We start from the raw sequence: 17,991 nt of genomic DNA, 5'->3' as shown, positions 1-17,991 counted from the left end.
GTCCAGGAAGAATAAATCCGTCCTCTTTCCGGGGTTTCGATTGCGTCCAACGGATCTTTCGACGAAGTCGAATTAGGAAAATCATGGCATTCATTGCTACCTGCGTTGCGTCCCTGTTTTTTTGGGTTGTTGTTTCAGCACTCACAGGAACCAAGGAACCTTGGGACCTGGCCAGTTATTGGACCCTCATCTATCCCGCCGCGCTTGCTCTGTCAGCGCTGCTTGGAGCCGTGCTGAAAAGCGCCCAGTGGTCCGCAGGCGCCGTCGTAATGCTTGCTCAGATCCCGGTGATGTTGGTTACCTCTGGTGCTTCCCCGTTGCTGGGTGTTGGCATCCTGTATGCGGCTATTCTCTCAATTCCGGCCATAGCGCTTTCCTGGCTAGCCGGCAAAGTACGGCAGGCTTGAACTCAGAACAGCGCGATGACGCCTATTGCATGATCGTTCAAGCCCTGCGCCATTCTTCTGGCTAAGCTGACTGTCCTCACCGACTCGAGTATCCGTCATGGCTCAGCCTCCCGCCTCCCCCATAAACCTCACCCAAAAAGCCGCCCTCATCGAGCAACAATGGAGCCCGCGCGTCGTCGCCGAAATGAACGACTACCAGTTCAAGGTAGTGCGCATCGAAGGCGAATTTATCTGGCACGCCCACCCCGAAACCGACGAGGCATTTCTGGTACTGGAAGGCACGCTGCGTATCGACCTTGCCGACGGCCCGGTCTATGTGGCGCCAGGCGAACTGTATGTGGTGCCTCGCGGCGTAGAGCACCGCACGGCCGCCGAAGGCGAAGCCAAGCTGATGATGATCGAGCCACGGGGCATTTTGAACACCGGTCATGAAGGTGGGGACCGAACCGCCTTGAATGATCAGTGGATTTGACGACTGGCTTTCATCAAGCTCAAAGGCGCCGTCAGCCGTTATCACAGCGACCTTTACCTGAGGGATGGCGACACTTACACCACGTATCGCATAAGCCTCGAACAAGTTGAAACCCGACCGCCCTTGCCGAGCGGTCGGTAAGCTTATTTCAACAGGGCGATCAGCGCGCACACCAGCGTGATCGCCAGCGCCGGCCATTGCATGGGCATGAAAAAGAAGTGATGGCGCACGCCGTCGGCGTGAACCTTTCGATTCAATACAAAGCCCAGCACAACGTTGATCGCCGAGCCCATCCCGAACCCCATCAACACTTGCATGAGCGAGGTATTGCCGGGCTTGACGCTCGGATCCGGCCACAGCCACATCAACAGCAGCACCATCGCCACGGGTGTAAACAAGGTGAGCCAGCCTGCACCGCGATAAATCATCGTTCAGTCCTCATGCTTAATGCTGCCGGCTCACGCCAGCTCGCGGGTTTGTTCTTCGACCGCCAATACCGCATCAAGGGTGTTGAGGAACAGGTCGTGGCTCAGGATGCCGGTGGCGATGGTCGACAAGACAGCTGTGCCGCTCTCGTCCTTGATCACCACTTTTTCGGTCCAGGCGTTGAGGTCCACGGTGCGCAGCGAAGACATCGGCACTGTGCGGCCCTGGTATTGCAGGAACGCGCGGCTGACCACAATCGGCGAGGTGGTGATTTTCAGGAAGTTGCCGCTCATACGCTTGCCCCAGACCTGCCCCGAGCTGATGCAATTGAATGTCACCGCCCCACCCGTTTCCAGCGTCGCAATCACCGCCGGCATGCGCGCGCGTACATGCAGCTCGCGCACCAACTGCTGGAATTGGTAAAAGCCCTTGAGGGTTTCAATCACTCGGTGAAAAGGTTCCGACGCGTTACGGCGATAGGCCAGGTTGGTGATCATGCCGGTCATCACGGTTTGCCCGGAGCCGAACAGGTACAGGTCTTCGATCTCGGCAAAGGCCGTGTAGTCGCGCTGGTCGTTGATGAAGCGCTCGATGCCATGCTCATACACGTTGTAACGCGGCGCGCGCAGCTTTCTCTGCCAGCCGTAGGCGGCAAAAATGCCCAACCCAAGAACGGTGAGCAAGGCGCTGATAGAGTAGGTCAGCGTCTGTGGGCTGCTGAAGGTGAACGCGGTGCCACGGGATAGCTGGACGACAATGGGGCCATTATTGGTCGCGGGCATCACCGTTTCCAGGTACAGCACAAACACTGCGAGCCCCAGCAACACGACGCCAAATATTAAACTGAAGATCAGGAAACCCTTGCCGTGGCGAAAACTGGCGATCAGTTCGCCAGTGGCGGATGGCGCTTGGGTGGGGGATGACTGCATGGGTGTTTGCGTCCTTGTAGTGGGTTAGGTCTTGCACCCTATCCTTCTGGTCACCGGGTGCACTTGGCACGGCGAGTTGGAACATGGCTAATTAATATCGTTCCTTGGTCAGCGGGCACTAAGGCTGCGCAAGCCAACCGGTTCACACTATGGGGTCTTTTTTTTCCCGCGCAGAAAAGTGATCATCGCCCTCCCCCAAAGCCCCAGGAACCAAAACCATGGAATTGACGCTGGAAGCGGTTGCGCTTTTTGCACTGAAGCTGGTGCACGAGACGGACGGCGGCAGCCCGGTTTTGCGCGATGATCCGGTGATGGAAGCGTACGACCGCGAGGTGTTTGGGTTGTTGGTGCGCCAGGGGGATATGGCGGGGATTCAGTTTAAGCTTGATGAGTGCCTGACCTCAGCGCTCGAATCACTGGGCGGCGCCACGACCGTGATGGGGCGCGAGCTGCAACGGCTTGCGCTGGACATGCATCAGGCGCCGACACTGGAAGCCCTCAATGCCCCGCTCGACGCACTCAAGGATTACCTGAAAGCCATTCTGTAACCTGCGACTAGCGCCGCCCTTCCACCACCATCCGCACCGCCAGCCCCATCAACACCGTCCCCATTAGCCAACGCTGCACCACCTGCCACCCCGGCCGGGTGACGAAAAACACGGCGATGGACCCCGCCAGCGTGGCAATCACCGCATTGACGCTGACGCTGATGAGAATCTGCGTGAAGCCCAGCACCAGGGATTGCATCAGCACACTGCCATGGCCGTTCGGGTCGATGAACTGAGGCAGCAACGACAAATACATCACCGCCACCTTGGGGTTCAGCAGGTTGGTCAACAGGCCCATGGTGAACAGTTTGCGCGGGCTGTCCTGGGGCAGGCTTTGCACCTGGAACGGCGAACGGCCACCCGCCTTGACCGCCTGCCAGGCCAGATAAGCCAGGTACAGCGCCCCGCCAAATCGCAGCGCGTCATAGGCGAAGGGCACCGCCATCACCAACGCGGTAATCCCCAAGGCCGCGCACAGCATGTAAACCAGAAACCCCAATGCCACGCCGCCCAGGGAGATAAACCCGGCGACGCGCCCCTGGCAGATCGACCGTGAAATGAGATAAATCATGTTCGGACCGGGCGTCAGCACCATGCCCAGGGATATCAGCGCATAGGCAAGCCAGTTGGACAGTTCGGGCATGATTTGGCTCCTGCAACGCTGTAGGGTTGGACGCTATGGTAGGGCGTTCAAACCGCGCGCGTCAGATACAGATCCCCGCGCAAAACGTCATACACCGAGCGTGCACCACTTACCCAAGGGCAGGTCCATGATCGACTTTCCAAGCATCTGCTACGCGCTCGGCTTAGACGGATATACTCCGATCAAACTGTGCGAGTCCCCACTACACCTTCGACGTAGCGCTGTCGCGCAGCAAACTGGAGCTCTGTGGTTTGATAAAAGTTGGCTTGCCTGCGAAGACCATAGGGTCCAGGCCCATTATTTCTGCCCCTTGCGCAAACATCGGCGATACCCCGCTATCCCACCCACAACTGCCCCTAAAGCCACCAGCCCATTTCCCACCAACCAAATGCCAAAATTCCGACTCTGCTCCGCATCTCCCTCATAAAACGGCCCAAAGTACGCAGACACCACCATCACCCCTCCGTTAAATATCCCAAGAGCAACGGCAAGCACAAACGCCACAAATACCAAACCTTTAACCATCGTCAAAAAACCTTCCAAAACCATATCTCCCTGGATTCGTGGTAATCCGAAAAAGTCCCCTCAATCGAAAACCCCAACTGAATTCGCGGGTAACTCAGCCAGTCCGTCAACCGCCGACCATTCCACAGGTCAATATGATCACCGCTGCGATTGCCAAACGTTTCACCGCCCCTGCGCCAAAAGTCCTTGAAGAAGATAATGCCTTGCTGCCCGGCCAACTCATCTTCGAAGTCGTCGGGTTTTATTTTCTTCATGCGCTTTAAACCGGGCATGATGGCGCGGTTCAATGCTTTGGCCATTTCCTCTGCCGCCAGTACGTGACCTTCACTCTTGGGGTGCTGCCAACAATAGCGCACACCGAATAATCCACTCAGATCGGCACCAGACCTACGCAGAGCAACGCCCAGGTTGATTGCGCATTGATCGCTGAAATTCTTGGCGCCATTGGTTCGGCATGGAGCATCGTCTCCGAAGATTTTCGGGTGGTTTTTCCATAACGTATTGAAGGTCAGCATTCAGCATTTCCATTGAGAATTTTCCGACAAATGACCGTAGCAAACGCCTGAGTGCTAGAGATCACTCCGAATGAAAACCAGAACCGTCCTACCTATCTTTAGGCTTGGGATGCAGGGCAAAGCACACATGTCCTGATCAGTGCGGTTTTTCTGTCTACTTTTCCCACACTACCCATCGAACACTGCCAATTCCAGTCCCGTGATATCCCCCCGTAGGCTCACTCCCTCGCACAAGGAAGTGAGCCGGTCATGTCAGAACGTTCTTATCCACCTACTGAAGAAGCACTACGCAGACGGCGAATCTTGACACCGCAACCGTCTCGCACGCCCTACTCGCCGGCGATTGATCTATACGAACCCTCCCCTGCCCCAGCCCCCACAATTGCCAAAACTGCCGGCTGCGTCTTTATCAAGCCCTGCCAATTGCCGGACGGCTTCACCCGCTACGCAGACCCCACCGGTTATGTCCCGCTGGAGTTGGTCAAGGAGTACGCCCATTTCAGCCTGCTGGGTGGACGCGAACTGGACGGCCGAGGCGCGGTGGCCTTGCGCAGGATCGGCGGCAGCGCGTTGCCCGTCGGCTTGGGGCAGTTGGCGTTGCGCTCTGCAGTGTGGGAATCGGCGGCGACTGCCGTCGGGTCTGTCGCCGGTGGCCTGTTGGCCGGTTTGGTGGCGCTGGCCTGGCCGTCTGAGATGGGTGATAGCGCGCTCTACAGTGAGGAGCAGTTGCGCTCGATGGCGCGGGCGCGGTCGCAGATGCGTTTGCATGTCGAACAACGCGAGGACGGTACGCTCAAGGGGTATGGGTTTTACACCGGCAATAATCCGAGCTGGCAGATGATCGATGTGGTGCAGTTCCAAGCCCGCGGCGAGCAGTTTGCGGCGGATTTGGGTGAGGGAGTCGAGTTGATCTGGACGCCTGCGGTTGATCCCAGTGACACGCTGGGCATTCCAGCCTTGGAGGCTGCGCCGCAAGCACCGGTGATCTGGATTTACCCGCCGACGGAGAAGGCCGCGCAGATTCTGGTGAATCCGGTTTATCCGCCGCAGTATCGGGATTTTATTCTGGTGTTCCCGGTGGAATCGGGCGTTCAGCCGCTGTATCTGGTGGTAAATGAGACTCGCAAGGGCTCGAAAAATCCAGATTATGGTTACTACCCGGCCCCCAAGACCGAGGATATTACTGGCTTCCCTGGTTTGATAGAACAGAAGAGAAAGACGCGAAAACGCAACGGTGGCGGGCTTCGGGAGCGCTGGAAGGATGCGAAAGGAAAGAGACTTTTTGAGTGGGATTCAGAACAAGGTGAGCTGGAAGTCTGCCGATACAGTGATGTGAAACATCTAGGGTCATTTGATCCCTATACCGGCGAGCGGCGGGGGCCGGCGAAAGATGAAAGACGTATAGAAAAGTAAGTGGAGCGTTCTCTATGGCAATGAAACTACGGCTGCAATGGTTCAACAAACAAACAGAAAATTTGGAGGCAGCTGAATACTCAGCAGACTTTGAGGAAGACGACAGCATTCTTAACAAACTCGATTTACACGAGGAACCGCAAATTTATTCTGGAGGGTTTGATGTTCTCCCAAGCTGGATAGCGATTCTTCAGCCACATTTCCGGCGGGTGATAGAGCCAGATATTTTCGACTTCCAGATTTCTTTTCACTATCAAGGCGCCTGGCCACCGCCCCCGAAGCAGTCGAACAAGGAATCGTGATGCAATGAGACCTACCCTGCAAAAGCCTCTCCTCTACCGCTCCTTCAACTCTAGAACCCACGGTGTGCGTCACGGCAGCTGTCGCGCTTATCGGTATGAACGGAACACAAAAAGTGAAAGAAACACCTTGGCAAATCGAGGTTCCATGCACAGTCACCTACGACACGGCTTTGATTACTCACCGCTATTTCGGTTTCTCCTGTCCAAAGTCGGCCACCCATGGAGCAAGGTTTTCAGCGAAGCCAACGCCCGCCTGGATCGTCCGGAGCCGGTGTTCTGGATGGTTGCGCTGCATGAAAGCGACAAGGAGGAGTATGTGAGAACGGATGAAAACAGCTATTACAGCGGCTTGTGGGTGGACGAGGCCGGCCTGTTACAGAAGGTCAACCCGCAATTGACGCCCGAGCTTATGGAACCCTTTTACGACTGCTGCACCCATACCTTCAACGGTGTGGTATTCGCACAGGCTTTACACAGGGTTGAGAACGTAACGCCTGAAGGCTAGCCATACGTCGGCAACCCTCTACGCCATCACTCGTGCTGAAACGTCTCAAGATACGCCAATATATTTTCAATCTTCTCCGGATCACTGATGCCCCAGAAAATCATCCGCGTCCCTTTCACAACCGATTTCGGATCTTCAATGTAGGCCGCCAGTTTGTCCCGGGTCCAGACCACTCCCGAGGTCTTCATCGCCTCCGAATACTGATAGTCCGCCGTGGTACCGGCAGGTCGATCAATGATGCCGTTCAGTTGCGGCCCAAAACCGCCACGGGCGCCTTCGCCAATGCTGTGGCAACCGCCGCAGGTCTTGGCGAAGAGCTTGCCGCCCGCTTCCGCATCGCCGGCGGCGGCAGCCTGGCCGGTGGTCAGCATGAGGGCGAGGGTCAACAAGGCATACTTCATCGGACAGCTCCGCGTCGAGTGTTGATGCCAATTATGCCTGTTTACACAGCAACGCCCTCAGCCACATTCCTGCACACCGCCAAACGACCACCCATCGTTTAAAAAACATCCAATCGAACCTATGCCTGCAGCCCCCACTCAACCCTACTGAACCCTGATGGTGGAGTAAGGATCATGGCTCGGCCATCGATTTTAGTATTGGAAGACGACGAAATCATTCGGGCGTTAATGGTGGATGTGCTGGAAGACTTCGGCGCGTCGGTGACGTCGTTCCCTTCAGCGGACGACGGGATGATTTATCTGGAACGGGGCGATGACCCCGTGGACCTGATTGTCAGCGATATTCAAATGCCGGGTTTGCTCAATGGCTTTGACCTGAGCAAGGTGGTGGCGCACCGCTGGCCGACGGTGCAGGTGGTGCTGACGTCCGGCAACGCCCATCTGGCGGCACAATTGGGCGGCTCGGTGCGATTCCTGCCCAAGCCCTGGAGCACCCAGCATCTGATTGACTGCGTGCAAACAGCGCTGAATCAGCAGGGTTTGGCTATGCATTGATAGCGTCGCAATATCACCTTGAGCGAACTTCCCGGTGAAACCATCGGTCCATTGATGACGCAAGGAGCGACATTTCTGATCCGTTAGTCAGCCTTTTCGCCTTGCGCGTTTAGTTACAGACTGCGAGTTGTGTAGAATCGTCGCCCATTTCCGCGCGTCACTCATGGCCGAGAGGCCCACAGTTCGAGCTTACTGAATGCATTCTCAGGCCCATGACGTCGATGCGCCCCCACTGCTGGAAGCGTTGCGCACAGGCACGGCCTTGCTGCATACCGCGCTGGAAAAACGCCTGCCGTTTTTCTCCGACCGCCTTGATGCGCAGGGGTACCGGCATCTGCTGCAGGCGTACTTCGGGTTTTATCAGCCTATGGAGGCTGCACTGTACGGCAGTGGCTTGATTCCCGAAGGGCTTGATACCGCAGTGCGTGTGAAAACACCGACACTGGTCAGTGATCTCCACGCGCTGGGCCTGGCTGATCAGGCCATCGACACCCTGCCCCATTGCACGCAATTGCCAACGCTTGATACCCCCGCCGCCTGTCTCGGTGCCTTGTATGTACTGGAGGGCGCGACGCTGGGTGGCCAAGTGCTTCGTCGTGAAATGGCGCAGCGCCTGGGCGTCAATGCCGACAACGGCGGCGCCTTTCTCGACATCTACGGGGTAGAGACCGGGCGGCGCTGGAAAGACTTTCTTGTTTATCTGGGCGACCAGCCGCTGGACGCGCCCGCAAAACAATGCGCCGTGAACGCCGCCCGCTCGACATTCAGCTGCTTTGAGCAATGGCTCGACAGCCAGGAGGTACTGCTATGAAAACCGAAGATTTTGAAGAGCTGCTTGCCAACTGTGCCAACGAGCCCATCCGTTTTCCCGGGGCGATCCAGCCCCACGGTGCGCTGCTGACCCTGTCGGAGCCCGGCCTGAATATCATCCAGGTCAGCGCCAACGTCGGCACCTTGTTCGGCCATGCGCCCGAAACGCTGCTCGGCCAGCCGCTGCACAGCTTGATCGGCACCGAACACGCCCAGGCCGTGGAGGTCATGGCCCGGACCAATACCTTTTTCGACATGCCACCGTTGCACGTCACCCTCAACTGTGCGGATTTCGAAGGCTTGCTGCACCGCCACCAGGACGTGCTGGTGCTGGAGTTCGAGCCGCGGCTCAAGGACTTTCGCCCGCGCGCTTTAAACGGCCGCACCAGTAACCTGGGCAAGATGCTGCAACGTTTGCAGGCGGCGAAAACCCTGCAGGCGCTGTACGAAATCAGCGTAAATGAAATCCAGGCCATGACCGGTTACGACCGCGTGCTGATCTACCGTTTCGAAGACGAAGGCCATGGCCAGGTGATCGCCGAAGCGTCGGCGCCGTCCATGGAGCTTTTCAACGGGCTGTTCTTCCCTGCGTCCGACATCCCGGAGCAGGCTCGCGAGCTGTATCGCACCAACTGGCTACGGATTATTCCCAATGCGGCCTACGAGCCAGTCCCGTTGGTGCCCAGGCTGCGGCCGGATACCGGCGAACCGCTGGATTTGAGCTTTGCCACCCTGCGCAGTGTGTCGCCGATCCACTGCCAGTACATGCAGAACATGGGCGTGCTGTCATCCATGAGCATCTCGCTGATGGACGGCGACAAGCTCTGGGGCCTGATCAGCTGCGGCAATCGTGAACCCCTGCTGGTGCCGAACGAGTTGCGCACCGCCTGCCAGACCATCGGCCAGGTGCTGTCGTTGCAGATCAGCGCCATGGAAGCCCTGGAACTGAGCCGTCAGCGCGAGGAAAAACTTCAGGCGCTGGCGCTGCTTGATCAAGCGATGAAGGCCTCGGAGGACAATGTATTCGATGGCCTGGCCCAACAGGGCCAGTTGCTGATGGACCTGACGCGTGCAGGCGGCGTGGCGATCATTGATAACAAACAATTGCACCGCTACGGTAACTGCCCGGAACCGGCGCAGATCCGTGCGCTGCACAAATGGCTGCAGGAACGCGACGAACCGGTGTTCGCCAGCCACAATCTGGTTTCGTCATACCCACCGGCCGCCGAGTTCCAGGCACTGGCCAGCGGCGTCCTGGCCATGCAACTGCCCAAGCCTGTGGACAATGGTGTGCTGTGGTTCCGCCCGGAAGTCAAAGAGAACATCAACTGGAGCGGCGATCCGCAAAAGCCGCTGGACCTGGAAAACTCCGACGCCGGCCTGCGCCTCCGTCCCCGCACGTCATTTGAAATCTGGAAGGTCGAAATGGCCGGCATCTCCACCAAGTGGAGCCATGGCGACCTGTTCGCCGCCAATGACCTGCGCCGCTCGGCCCTGGAAAACGACCTGGCCCGCCAGGTGCTGCGCGAACAACAAGCCGTGCGGGCGCGTGAAGAGCTGGTGGCGGTGGTGTCCCATGACCTGCGCAACCCCATGACCGTGATCTCCATGCTCTGCGGCATGCTGCAAAAGGCATTCAGCTCCGACGGCCCCCATGCGTCACGGCGGATTTCCTCGGCCATCGATACCATGCAACAGGCGGCCGGGCGCATGAATGTGCTATTGGAAGACTTGCTCGACACGTCGAAAATCGATGCGGGGCGGTATGTGGTCAAGCCGGTGGCGCTGGATGTCAGCCAGATGTTCGAAGAGGCTTACTCCTTGCTCGCACCGCTGGCGTCGGAGAAAGGCATTGACCTGTCGTTCAACGCCGAGCCCGGCCTGCTGATCAACGCCGACCCGGAGCGCCTGTTCCAAGTCCTGTCGAACCTGATCGGCAATGCCATCAAGTTCACCCCACGCCAGGGCAATATCGGCATCAGTGCCATGAGCAATGGCGAAGAAATCGTATTCTCGGTGCGGGATTCGGGCGAAGGCATTGCGCCGGAACAATTGCCCCATGTGTTTGACCGCTACTGGACCCAGACCGAAAACAACCCCACCGGCAGCGGCCTGGGGCTTTACATCACCCAGGGCATCGTCCAGGCCCATGGCGGCAGGATCGTTGCCGAAAGTGAGGTGGGCCGAGGGAGTGAGTTCCGGTTTACGGTGCCAAAGCCGATCTGAAATAAACGCTGCTACATCTTGCGATACCGATGGCCGGGAACGTCTGCCCGGCCAGCGCCACTGATCATGGCGTACTCAGAGAGCGTCCTGGTGCGAGCCACCCTCCTTCAACCGAGCAAGAGGTATGTCCATGATCATCGGTCAATCGTTTCACAGCTATAACCTTCATCAAGCTGTACAAAACCCCCAGTCCCCGGTCAGTCCCGCGCAGCCGACACCCCCGGTTGACGCCGTCCCACAGGGACAAGACCAGAAACAAGCAAGAAAAGAATCGAACCTGGACCCTCTCGGACAGGGCTTCCTGATGTGAACCGACGCTGATCCCTTGCAAGGCGTGCTGCGCCCTGTGTTGCACGCTGTTAACAAAACACTGACATCCTCGGGGTTATGCTTTCCCGTTCTACTCTGCATGAGCGGCATTGTTGATGCCTCGACCCGACACCCTGCCCGCCGTTATCGCGGGCCCCCTTCTTCGCCGCCTGGAACCCCGGCGACTGGTCATGTGGCTGGTGGGAAGCCGCGCCCTGGCCTTGACGTTGAAGCTGTATGTACCTCAAGGCGAAACGCTGGAGATCGGCCTGGACGAACGCCAGTGCCAAGTCGTTGCCGCCGGGCGTCACGCTTTTATCCACCTGATCGATATCGCACTGGACCACGCACTGCCCCAGGACGTGGTTATCGGCTACGACCTGCTGATCGACACCCAGGGCATTGCGCAGTGGGCCGGGCATCTTCTATACCCTGGAGCCGGTACTGCGAACTTCGTATTGCACAGCCGCCTGCATCAGTTGGTGCATGGTTCGTGTCGCAAACCTCACCACCGTGCCGACGAAGGCCTGCTGTGCGTAGACCGTCTGCTGGCGGCTGCGCCACTCCCCACCGACCGTCCGGCCTTGCTGATGATGAGCGGCGACCAGATCTACGCCGATGACGTCGCCGGGCCGATGTTGCGGGCCATTCATGCCTTGATTGCACGCCTGGAGTTGTTCGACGAGTACCTGGAGGGCGCAGTGGTAGACGACAGCGCCAACCTCTACGGGCATCCTGCCAGCTATTACCACAGGGCCGACCTGCTGCCGGCGCTGGACAGCAACGAGACCCTGCGCGAACGGTTTTTCGGCGGTGTGAAGAAGCCGATTTTCACCAGCAGCACCGCAGACAATCACCTCGTGAGCTTCGCCGAGGTCCTGGCGATGTACCTGCTGGCCTGGTCTCCCACGCCCTGGACCCTGATCGCGCCCCAGCCGCCGCAATTGAGCCTTGAAGAACAGCAGCGTTACGCTCGTGAACAGGGGCTGATTGATCGGTTTCGTGACGGATTGCCGGGCGTTGCACGGGTGTTTGCCCACCTTTCGACCCTGATGATCTTTGACGATCACGACATCACCGATGACTGGAACCTCAGCGCCCAATGGGAGGAAACCGCCTACGGCCACCCCTTCTCCAAACGCATCATCGGCAATGCCTTGCTTGCCTATATGCTGTGCCAGGGCTGGGGCAACCAACCGCAGGCGTTTGGCGAACTGGTGAAACAAACCCAGGCCCTGACGGCCACGGCACATCACAATCACCTCGACGCCGGCGCGCAGGATGACTTGGTGCAAGCGCTGTTGAAGTTCCAGCACTGGCACTACGTACTCCCCACCAACCCCGCGCTGGTGGTGCTCGACACCCGCACCCGGCGCTGGCGCAGCGAGTTCACGCTCAAGCAACCCTCCGGCCTGCTGGATTGGGAAGCCTTGAGCGAGCTGCAGCAGGAACTGCTCGATCACCCCTCGGCCATCATCGTCTCGCCCGCGCCAATCTTTGGCGTGAAGCTGATAGAGACCGTGCAGAAAATCTTCAGCTGGTGCGGCCACCCCTTATTGGTCGACGCCGAAAACTGGATGGCCCATCGCGGCAGCGCCCAGGTGATTCTCAATATCTTCCGCCACTCCCGCACACCCGGTAATTACGTGATTCTGTCGGGGGACGTGCATTATTCGTTTGTCTACGAAGTGCTGATTCGCCACCGCAATGCGGGTCCCAGCATCTGGCAGATCACCAGCAGCGGCATCAAGAACGAGTTCCCGCCGCGTCTGCTGGAATGGTTCGACCGTCTCAACCGCTGGCTCTACTCCCCGCGCTCACCGCTTAACTGGTTTACCCGGCGCCGTACCATGCAGGTGGTGCCGCATATCCCGGAACATGCCGAGGCCGGCGAGCGCTTGTGGAATGCTGCGGGAATCGGCCAGGTGTTTTTCAACGAGAAGGGCCAACCCGAGGCGATTTATCAGCACAACGCGGATGGCAAGCCGCGTACGAAAATGACCGCGCCACGCCCCTGAAACAACACATCTGCCCTATTCAAAGCACACCGGCCGCGTTGTACAGTAGCGCCAGCCACGGAGTATCGGCGTCAACCACAGCTGGCCTCGGGAGCCAGTCCACGCAGGAAGCGCGTAAATGGACGATACAACCGGCAGTGAAATACCGCGTAATGACTTTTCCGACCTCAGCGCCGACCTGTTGCATGCCGTCATGGAATTGGTCAGCGACGGTATCTGGGACTGGAATGCCAATACCGGCTTCGTCTACCGCAATCCCGGTTGGTACGAAATGCTGGGTTACTCGCGCCACTCCCTGGAAAACAGCGTATTCACCTGGGAGAACCTGATCCATCCTGAGGATTACCCCCGGGTGATGAGCGGATTTGATGACTATATCTGCCAACGCGCGCCCCAATACCGGGCCGAATACCGCTGCCGCAAGCGCGACGGCAGCTACCTCTGGATCGAAGACCGTGGCTACGTCATCGCGCGCAATCCCGATAACTCGGTCGCGCGCATGGTGGGTGCGCACCGCGATATTCATACACGCAAATGCTCCATGGAACGCCTTCAACAGCGTAACCAGTCGCTTGAAGCGCTGGTGGTGGAACGCACCCTTGAATTGTCGCGCGTCAATCAGCAGCTGCAACTGCAATTGGACGAAAACCGCTCCCTGGCCGAACGGGACGCCTTGACCCGCATCGCCAACCGTTATCGCCTGGAAAAGGTATTGCTCGAACAGTGCAGCCGCGCCGAACGCTTTCGCCTGCCACTGGCGCTGGTGGCCATGGATATCGATGACTTCAAGCCGATCAATGACCGACATGGCCATGCCGTAGGCGATCAGACGCTGATACGGGTGGTTGAAGGCCTGGAAGCGTGCGTGCGTGCAGATGACGTGCTGGCGCGCTGGGGCGGTGATGAATTCATGCTGGTCTTGCCCAACAGTTCGCTGGAGACGGCCAGGGAACTGGCCGAACGGGTGCGTCATAAAATCCAGGAAATGCCCGCCGTGGGTGGCGCCAGGATAACCCTGAGCCTGGGCGTGGTGGAACGCCAGCCCGGTGAGTCACCGGCAGCGCTGATGACCCGCGCCGATCAGGCGCTGTATCGGTCCAAGGCGGCGGGTAAGAATGGCGTGTCGGAATAAAACCGGCGACCTGAGCGGGCTCACCTTCGGGAGTTGCCTTGACCTGACTCCCCTGCCCCCTGAAAATGCGCGACGCTTTTTTGTCTCTCCCCGTTTACTGAAGTAGTGAAATTTCAATGTCCGATTCGTACACCGCTGAATCCGCCGAAGCCTCCGTAACCGCCTTGCACGCCAAAGCCGAGTACGAGAACGCCATCAATCTTTCACAGCATGTGCCAGCGGCCAAGATCATCAGCGAAATGGTGCTGGACGCGTTTCACACCTCCAAGGAAAGCGACCAGATCCGCGAGTTGCGCCTGGCCATCCGTCAGGCCCATGACGCCTTTGACGATGACAAGGCGTACGAGCTGATGGGCCGGCTCAAGCAATTGAAGGACGCCGAAGCGGCCGATAACGCCGCCCTGGAAGACTTGAGCAGCAAGTTCTCGATCAGCCGCATCCTGTCCAGCTTCAAGGACGACCCCGAGTTCCAGGAACTGGTCTACGGCCTGGCCCTCAAGGTGCTGAACCAGTCGCACCAGGCCATCAGCAACCCGAGCGCCGGCAAGGGCAAGGCCGCGCGTGCCAAGAAAGAAGCCGAGGTGTTTGTGATCAGCAAGGACGGTACCAGTGTCACCCTGCCACTGCGCACTCCGCGCTCCAAACTCAACGTCGACCGTGAAGCATTCGAATTCCTGGGATTCAACTTTGTCGGTGAGGGCGATGAAGCCGAGCCGGAGGTAGAAAGCTTTGTCGATAACGCCGGCACTGAACAGCCGCTGAGCCGCAAGAACGTGATTGCGGCACTGCAACAGCAGACAGCCTTTGATGGCTACAGCATCGCCCAGCAGTAATCCATTGCCAGTCGCGCGGCAGGACTCAAAGGTGGGCCGGTTTGCCCCTGCCCACTTTTGCAGGCTTTTTCAGCCGACACCCACGATCTGCGTGGCGAACACCTGACGAAACCGCTCCATCTCCTGCCGGTTACCCACTGTCACCCGCACCCACTGCGGCCAGTTGCTCCATACCCGCCCCACCAGCACGTTCTGTGCAGCCAGCCGCTCGATCACCTGCTCTGCGGGTTGCTTGACGTCGATCATGAAGCAGTTGCTCTGCGAGGACGTGCACCTGAACCCTCGGTCCTTGAGCCACGCGATAGTCTCATCACGCACGGTGGCATTGAGCGCCTTGCGCTGGCCCAGCAGCTTGACGTCCTCCAGGCTGGCATGGGCACCCAGCAAGCTGGCACCCGCCGGCACATTGTCGCCGCCGAACACCGCCAGTTGCTCCAGCAATGCCGGGTGGCCGATTGCCAGGCCCAGGCGCGCACCGGCCATGCCGTAGATTTTCGAGAACGTGCGCAGTACCAGCAGGTCGTCGTGGTCGCTGGTCCAGCTCACGCAGCTGGGGGCATCGCAGAAATCGATATAGGCTTCGTCCACCACCAGCACGCTGCCCTTGGGTTTGTTGGCCAGCGCCTGACGGATGGCCTCGGTTGGCGTCAGGGTGCCGGTCGGGTTGTTGGGGTTGCACAGGTACAGCATGCCGGCCTGGGGATCAGCCGCGAGCATGGCCGGTACATCATGGGCATGCGCGGCATCGAGGTTCACTTCGCGCACCGGTGCCTGGTTCGACGCGGCCGCCTGGCGCGGCACTTCGTAGGACGGCGTGGCCATCACCAGGCCACGGGTTGGACGGGTGAATGCCAACACGGCATAGCGCAGGGCGGCCATGGAGCCGGCAAACACGGCCACGCGCTCTTCGGTAATACCTTGCTGCCGGGCGAACAGCGCAGCCAATGCGTACATGTGCGGGTAAGGATAACGTCCCGCTGCCGCACTGCCCCGCCCCATCGCCTCAAGCGCCGCCGTTGAGGGCCCGTAGGGGCTTTCGTTGTAGTTGAGCAATACCTTGTCAGAGGTCGCCGGCGCGGGGTTGGCGACGGCCCAATCCAGGCGCCCCAGCACCGGCAAGGCCGCGCCCAGGGCGAGAAGAGATCGACGGCTGACGCTGACCATGGCAACTACTCCTTGTAGACGAACGATGATTCCTACGGGTCGTACAGAGAAGTATGACGAGGAAAACGCAGCCTGATTTAGCGCTTTATTGTTGAGCAACACACATGTAACACTCGCGATCGCGACGTTGAAAAGCCCCGTGAGAGGCTCTAAATCGACGGTTTCGCGAAGGAAAAATGGACGATCATGACGAAAGGGAACTGGTGAGCACGTGATGCACAGACGGGAAAAAACCGAGCACCTGAAGAGCAACATCAGGTACTTGATCAAAAGTCGCGGCGAAACCCAGCTTTCGTTAAGCAGCGCCGCCGGCCTGACCAGGACCACCATCTACAACATCCTCGAAGGCAAGGTCGCCAACGTACAACAGTCGACCCTGCGCAAAATCTCCGACTTCTTCGGCGTCTCCTACGAAGAAATCGAAACCATCAATTTTGAAGCCAAGGAAATCATCGAGAGCCATGCTTCACCCCTGGGCAACATGAACCCGGCGGCGGTGCCTGTGCTCAAGGAAAGCCAGGTCATGCAGCACCTGGGCAAGCGTATCGGTGAGCTGGCCACGCTGTTCCCGCTGACTTACTACTTCGGCCTGTCCTGCAACTTGATCGGCGTACTGCTCGAGCACGCCATTACCGGTCTCAACGAGCCAGGGGACTTGCTGATCGTGCAAAAAGGCGCGTGCAGCGACGACAAGGAAAAGCTGGTGTACGACCGCGCCACCCAAAAGCTCTTCATTACCCTTGACCCTTGTGCGAACTCGGATCGCCTGTGTGTCATCGGCGATATCTTCGAGGAGCGCTTCAATGAACAGGCTTGAAGCACCGGTTGAAAACAGCAAATACAAGCTGCTGGGCTTTGAAAATGACAAGCGCCTGGCGGTGATCATGGTGATCGCCACGGGCAAGGTCATCAGGATCAAGCTCAGTGAAGTGCTCAACAGCGAAATGATGGACAACTTCAACAGGTTGGAAATCAAGAACCTCTACAAGAAGTTCTATTCACAAGGCGGTGCGCTCACGGCCTACGACATGAACGACCGCAATGAAAACTCATGGATGATCTACATCATCCTGAATCTGCTGCTGTTCACGTTTTATATCTTTACCAGTATCGCCGCGACCAAACCGATCTACCTGGAGTCAATGGGCATCATCGTGACGCCGGGCACGTTCCTGTATCCCCTGACCTTTCTGATCGTGGACCTGCTGAACGAAAACTTCGGGCTGCGCCTGGCACGCCGAGCGATCCTGTTTGCGTTTGCCAGTAACGCGATGATCATCATCCTGCTCTACGGCTCGACCTTCCTGCCGGGGCTGCCGGGCTGGAAACTCGATGGACCGTACACCGACGTGATCCTGCAAGTCTCGTCGGTGCTGATCGCCTCGTCGGTGTCATTCCTGGTGTCGGAGAACATCAACTCTTATCTGCTGTGCAAAATCAAGGAACTGACCAACTCCAGGTACCTGTACCTGCGGATTTTCCTCAGTACGTTCTTTGCGGTCATTATCGACAGCTTCCTGTTCTGCTTTATCGCCTTCTATGGCGTGATGCAGACCAGCGACATCCTGAGCATGATCTATGTGCAGATCGCGATCAAAGTCGGCTTTGCGTTCTTCAATATCCTGCCGGCCTATGGGGCGCGGTCGTTGTTCAAGCGCTATCTGACCAGTGCCAACGCCTGACCATTGGCTGATGGATAACTTTGTGGGAGGGGGCTTGCCCCCGATGGCGGCCTCTGGGCCGACCAGGATGCTGGATCAGACCGAGTACATATCCGTTTCTGCGGTAACGGCTGCTTAGGGTTCCGCCCTGACGGCGGCTCACTTTTGAAAAGCGCAAAAGTAAGCAAAACGCTCTT

At 58.4% G+C, this 17,991-nt stretch carries 21 protein-coding genes; 14 read left to right on the top strand and 7 right to left on the bottom strand.

Annotated elements, in window-relative coordinates; all coding sequences use genetic code 11:
- Positions 1-83 precede the first annotated feature (83 nt).
- Together BFP89_RS08735 and BFP89_RS08730 are read left to right on the top strand one after the other, a co-directional pair.
- Entirely contained in the window at positions 84-407 is a 324-nt protein-coding gene (locus BFP89_RS08735) for a hypothetical protein (RefSeq protein ID WP_065885101.1), read from the top strand.
- A gap of 97 nt (positions 408-504) precedes the next feature.
- Positions 505-879 carry a cupin domain-containing protein gene (locus BFP89_RS08730; protein ID WP_065885100.1) on the top strand — a complete coding sequence of 125 codons (375 nt, stop codon included), beginning with the start codon at positions 505-507 and terminating at the stop codon, positions 877-879.
- 143 nt (positions 880-1,022) lie between these two features.
- Here BFP89_RS08730 and BFP89_RS08725 read toward each other — a convergent pair whose 3' ends face one another.
- Both BFP89_RS08725 and BFP89_RS08720 read right to left on the bottom strand, forming a co-directional pair.
- Positions 1,023-1,307 carry a hypothetical protein gene (locus BFP89_RS08725; RefSeq protein ID WP_065885099.1) on the bottom strand — a complete coding sequence of 95 codons (285 nt, stop codon included), beginning with the start codon at positions 1,305-1,307 and terminating at the stop codon, positions 1,023-1,025.
- Between the two features lie 30 nt (positions 1,308-1,337).
- Positions 1,338-2,234 carry a hypothetical protein gene (locus tag BFP89_RS08720; protein ID WP_065885098.1) on the bottom strand — a complete coding sequence of 299 codons (897 nt, stop codon included), beginning with the start codon at positions 2,232-2,234 and terminating at the stop codon, positions 1,338-1,340.
- A gap of 218 nt (positions 2,235-2,452) precedes the next feature.
- On the opposite strand from BFP89_RS08720, the gene BFP89_RS08715 reads away from it, so the two are divergent.
- Complete coding sequence (locus BFP89_RS08715; protein WP_065885097.1) at positions 2,453-2,782, top strand: hypothetical protein; 330 nt, start codon at positions 2,453-2,455, stop codon at positions 2,780-2,782.
- A gap of 7 nt (positions 2,783-2,789) precedes the next feature.
- On the opposite strand, the gene BFP89_RS08710 is transcribed toward BFP89_RS08715, so the two are convergent.
- The 3 genes from BFP89_RS08710 to BFP89_RS08700 form a co-directional block, all read right to left on the bottom strand.
- The gene (locus BFP89_RS08710; RefSeq protein ID WP_065885096.1) at positions 2,790-3,425 is read right to left on the bottom strand and encodes a LysE family translocator; all 636 of its coding nucleotides are present in this window, start codon (positions 3,423-3,425) and stop codon (positions 2,790-2,792) included.
- A 297-nt stretch (positions 3,426-3,722) separates the two neighbouring features.
- Positions 3,723-3,968 carry a hypothetical protein gene (locus BFP89_RS08705; RefSeq protein ID WP_370671208.1) on the bottom strand — a complete coding sequence of 82 codons (246 nt, stop codon included), beginning with the start codon at positions 3,966-3,968 and terminating at the stop codon, positions 3,723-3,725.
- Positions 3,953-4,465, bottom strand: a complete 513-nt coding sequence (locus BFP89_RS08700) for a type VI secretion system amidase effector protein Tae4 (RefSeq protein WP_065885094.1) — start codon at positions 4,463-4,465, stop codon at positions 3,953-3,955. The genes BFP89_RS08705 and BFP89_RS08700 overlap by 16 nt, the downstream gene beginning before the upstream one ends.
- 249 nt (positions 4,466-4,714) lie before the next feature.
- On the opposite strand from BFP89_RS08700, the gene BFP89_RS08695 reads away from it, so the two are divergent.
- The 3 genes from BFP89_RS08695 to BFP89_RS08685 all read left to right on the top strand — a co-directional run bounded on the left by BFP89_RS08695 (position 4,715) and on the right by BFP89_RS08685 (position 6,685).
- Positions 4,715-5,878 carry an S-type pyocin domain-containing protein gene (locus BFP89_RS08695; RefSeq protein ID WP_065885093.1) on the top strand — a complete coding sequence of 388 codons (1,164 nt, stop codon included), beginning with the start codon at positions 4,715-4,717 and terminating at the stop codon, positions 5,876-5,878.
- 14 nt (positions 5,879-5,892) lie between these two features.
- Complete coding sequence (locus tag BFP89_RS08690; protein WP_065885092.1) at positions 5,893-6,180, top strand: colicin E3-like toxin immunity protein; 288 nt, start codon at positions 5,893-5,895, stop codon at positions 6,178-6,180.
- Positions 6,181-6,325: 145 nt separating this feature from the next.
- Complete coding sequence (locus BFP89_RS08685) at positions 6,326-6,685, top strand: hypothetical protein (protein ID WP_347400886.1); 360 nt, start codon at positions 6,326-6,328, stop codon at positions 6,683-6,685.
- A gap of 26 nt (positions 6,686-6,711) precedes the next feature.
- Here the strand turns inward: BFP89_RS08685 and BFP89_RS08680 are convergent, their stop codons facing one another.
- A complete protein-coding gene (locus tag BFP89_RS08680; protein WP_065885091.1) occupies positions 6,712-7,086 on the bottom strand; it encodes a c-type cytochrome in 375 nt (124 codons plus the stop codon).
- A 174-nt stretch (positions 7,087-7,260) separates the two neighbouring features.
- Here BFP89_RS08680 and BFP89_RS08675 point away from each other — a divergent pair, with 174 nt between their 5' ends.
- The 6 genes from BFP89_RS08675 (at position 7,261) to BFP89_RS08645 (ending at position 14,969) form a co-directional block, all read left to right on the top strand.
- Positions 7,261-7,641: a response regulator gene (locus tag BFP89_RS08675; RefSeq protein ID WP_065885090.1), complete on the top strand. Its 381-nt coding sequence runs from the start codon at positions 7,261-7,263 to the stop codon at positions 7,639-7,641.
- 196 nt (positions 7,642-7,837) lie between these two features.
- Complete coding sequence (locus tag BFP89_RS08670; protein ID WP_065885089.1) at positions 7,838-8,452, top strand: biliverdin-producing heme oxygenase; 615 nt, start codon at positions 7,838-7,840, stop codon at positions 8,450-8,452.
- A complete protein-coding gene (locus tag BFP89_RS08665; protein ID WP_065885088.1) occupies positions 8,449-10,677 on the top strand; it encodes an ATP-binding protein in 2,229 nt (742 codons plus the stop codon). The genes BFP89_RS08670 and BFP89_RS08665 overlap by 4 nt, the downstream gene beginning before the upstream one ends.
- A 425-nt stretch (positions 10,678-11,102) precedes the next feature.
- Positions 11,103-13,004, top strand: a complete 1,902-nt coding sequence (locus BFP89_RS08655) for an alkaline phosphatase D family protein (protein WP_065885086.1) — start codon at positions 11,103-11,105, stop codon at positions 13,002-13,004.
- A gap of 118 nt (positions 13,005-13,122) precedes the next feature.
- Positions 13,123-14,136: a diguanylate cyclase domain-containing protein gene (locus tag BFP89_RS08650; protein ID WP_065885085.1), complete on the top strand. Its 1,014-nt coding sequence runs from the start codon at positions 13,123-13,125 to the stop codon at positions 14,134-14,136.
- A 116-nt stretch (positions 14,137-14,252) separates the two neighbouring features.
- Entirely contained in the window at positions 14,253-14,969 is a 717-nt protein-coding gene (locus BFP89_RS08645) for a hypothetical protein (protein WP_065885084.1), read from the top strand.
- 69 nt (positions 14,970-15,038) lie between these two features.
- On the opposite strand, the gene BFP89_RS08640 is transcribed toward BFP89_RS08645, so the two are convergent.
- The gene (locus BFP89_RS08640) at positions 15,039-16,133 is read right to left on the bottom strand and encodes a pyoverdine biosynthesis transaminase PtaA (protein ID WP_065885083.1); all 1,095 of its coding nucleotides are present in this window, start codon (positions 16,131-16,133) and stop codon (positions 15,039-15,041) included.
- Positions 16,134-16,347: 214 nt separating this feature from the next.
- Here BFP89_RS08640 and BFP89_RS08635 point away from each other — a divergent pair, with 214 nt between their 5' ends.
- Complete coding sequence (locus BFP89_RS08635; protein WP_065885082.1) at positions 16,348-16,950, top strand: helix-turn-helix transcriptional regulator; 603 nt, start codon at positions 16,348-16,350, stop codon at positions 16,948-16,950.
- Positions 16,937-17,815 (top strand): queuosine precursor transporter, encoded by an 879-nt coding sequence (locus tag BFP89_RS08630; RefSeq protein WP_065885081.1) that lies wholly within the window; start codon positions 16,937-16,939, stop codon positions 17,813-17,815. The genes BFP89_RS08635 and BFP89_RS08630 overlap by 14 nt, the downstream gene beginning before the upstream one ends.
- The last annotated feature ends 176 nt before the right edge of the window (positions 17,816-17,991 follow it).

It is taken from the genome of Pseudomonas sp. 31 R 17, assembly GCF_900004915.1.
GTDB classification, from domain to species: Bacteria; Pseudomonadota; Gammaproteobacteria; order Pseudomonadales; family Pseudomonadaceae; genus Aquipseudomonas; species Aquipseudomonas orientalis_A.
This window is presented reverse-complemented; position numbering and strand designations above follow the sequence as displayed.

Bases quoted from the DNA above. Each gene is read 5' to 3' on its own strand.
- BFP89_RS08630 (WP_065885081.1), top strand. From the start codon at position 16,937: ATGAACAGGCTTGAAGCACCGGTTGAAAACAGCAAATACAAGCTGCTG.
- BFP89_RS08645 (WP_065885084.1), top strand. From the start codon at position 14,253: ATGTCCGATTCGTACACCGCTGAATCCGCCGAAGCCTCCGTAACCGCC.
- BFP89_RS08695 (WP_065885093.1), top strand. From the start codon at position 4,715: ATGTCAGAACGTTCTTATCCACCTACTGAAGAAGCACTACGCAGACGG.
- BFP89_RS08665 (WP_065885088.1), top strand. From the start codon at position 8,449: ATGAAAACCGAAGATTTTGAAGAGCTGCTTGCCAACTGTGCCAACGAG.
- BFP89_RS08675 (WP_065885090.1), top strand. From the start codon at position 7,261: ATGGCTCGGCCATCGATTTTAGTATTGGAAGACGACGAAATCATTCGG.
- BFP89_RS08650 (WP_065885085.1), top strand. From the start codon at position 13,123: ATGGACGATACAACCGGCAGTGAAATACCGCGTAATGACTTTTCCGAC.
- BFP89_RS08640 (WP_065885083.1), bottom strand. From the start codon at position 16,133: ATGGTCAGCGTCAGCCGTCGATCTCTTCTCGCCCTGGGCGCGGCCTTG.
- BFP89_RS08735 (WP_065885101.1), top strand. From the start codon at position 84: ATGGCATTCATTGCTACCTGCGTTGCGTCCCTGTTTTTTTGGGTTGTT.
- BFP89_RS08725 (WP_065885099.1), bottom strand. From the start codon at position 1,307: ATGATTTATCGCGGTGCAGGCTGGCTCACCTTGTTTACACCCGTGGCG.
- BFP89_RS08680 (WP_065885091.1), bottom strand. From the start codon at position 7,086: ATGAAGTATGCCTTGTTGACCCTCGCCCTCATGCTGACCACCGGCCAG.
- BFP89_RS08670 (WP_065885089.1), top strand. From the start codon at position 7,838: ATGCATTCTCAGGCCCATGACGTCGATGCGCCCCCACTGCTGGAAGCG.
- BFP89_RS08700 (WP_065885094.1), bottom strand. From the start codon at position 4,465: ATGCTGACCTTCAATACGTTATGGAAAAACCACCCGAAAATCTTCGGA.
- BFP89_RS08730 (WP_065885100.1), top strand. From the start codon at position 505: ATGGCTCAGCCTCCCGCCTCCCCCATAAACCTCACCCAAAAAGCCGCC.
- BFP89_RS08690 (WP_065885092.1), top strand. From the start codon at position 5,893: ATGGCAATGAAACTACGGCTGCAATGGTTCAACAAACAAACAGAAAAT.
- BFP89_RS08655 (WP_065885086.1), top strand. From the start codon at position 11,103: ATGCCTCGACCCGACACCCTGCCCGCCGTTATCGCGGGCCCCCTTCTT.
- BFP89_RS08685 (WP_347400886.1), top strand. From the start codon at position 6,326: ATGCACAGTCACCTACGACACGGCTTTGATTACTCACCGCTATTTCGG.
- BFP89_RS08710 (WP_065885096.1), bottom strand. From the start codon at position 3,425: ATGCCCGAACTGTCCAACTGGCTTGCCTATGCGCTGATATCCCTGGGC.
- BFP89_RS08715 (WP_065885097.1), top strand. From the start codon at position 2,453: ATGGAATTGACGCTGGAAGCGGTTGCGCTTTTTGCACTGAAGCTGGTG.
- BFP89_RS08720 (WP_065885098.1), bottom strand. From the start codon at position 2,234: ATGCAGTCATCCCCCACCCAAGCGCCATCCGCCACTGGCGAACTGATC.
- BFP89_RS08635 (WP_065885082.1), top strand. From the start codon at position 16,348: ATGCACAGACGGGAAAAAACCGAGCACCTGAAGAGCAACATCAGGTAC.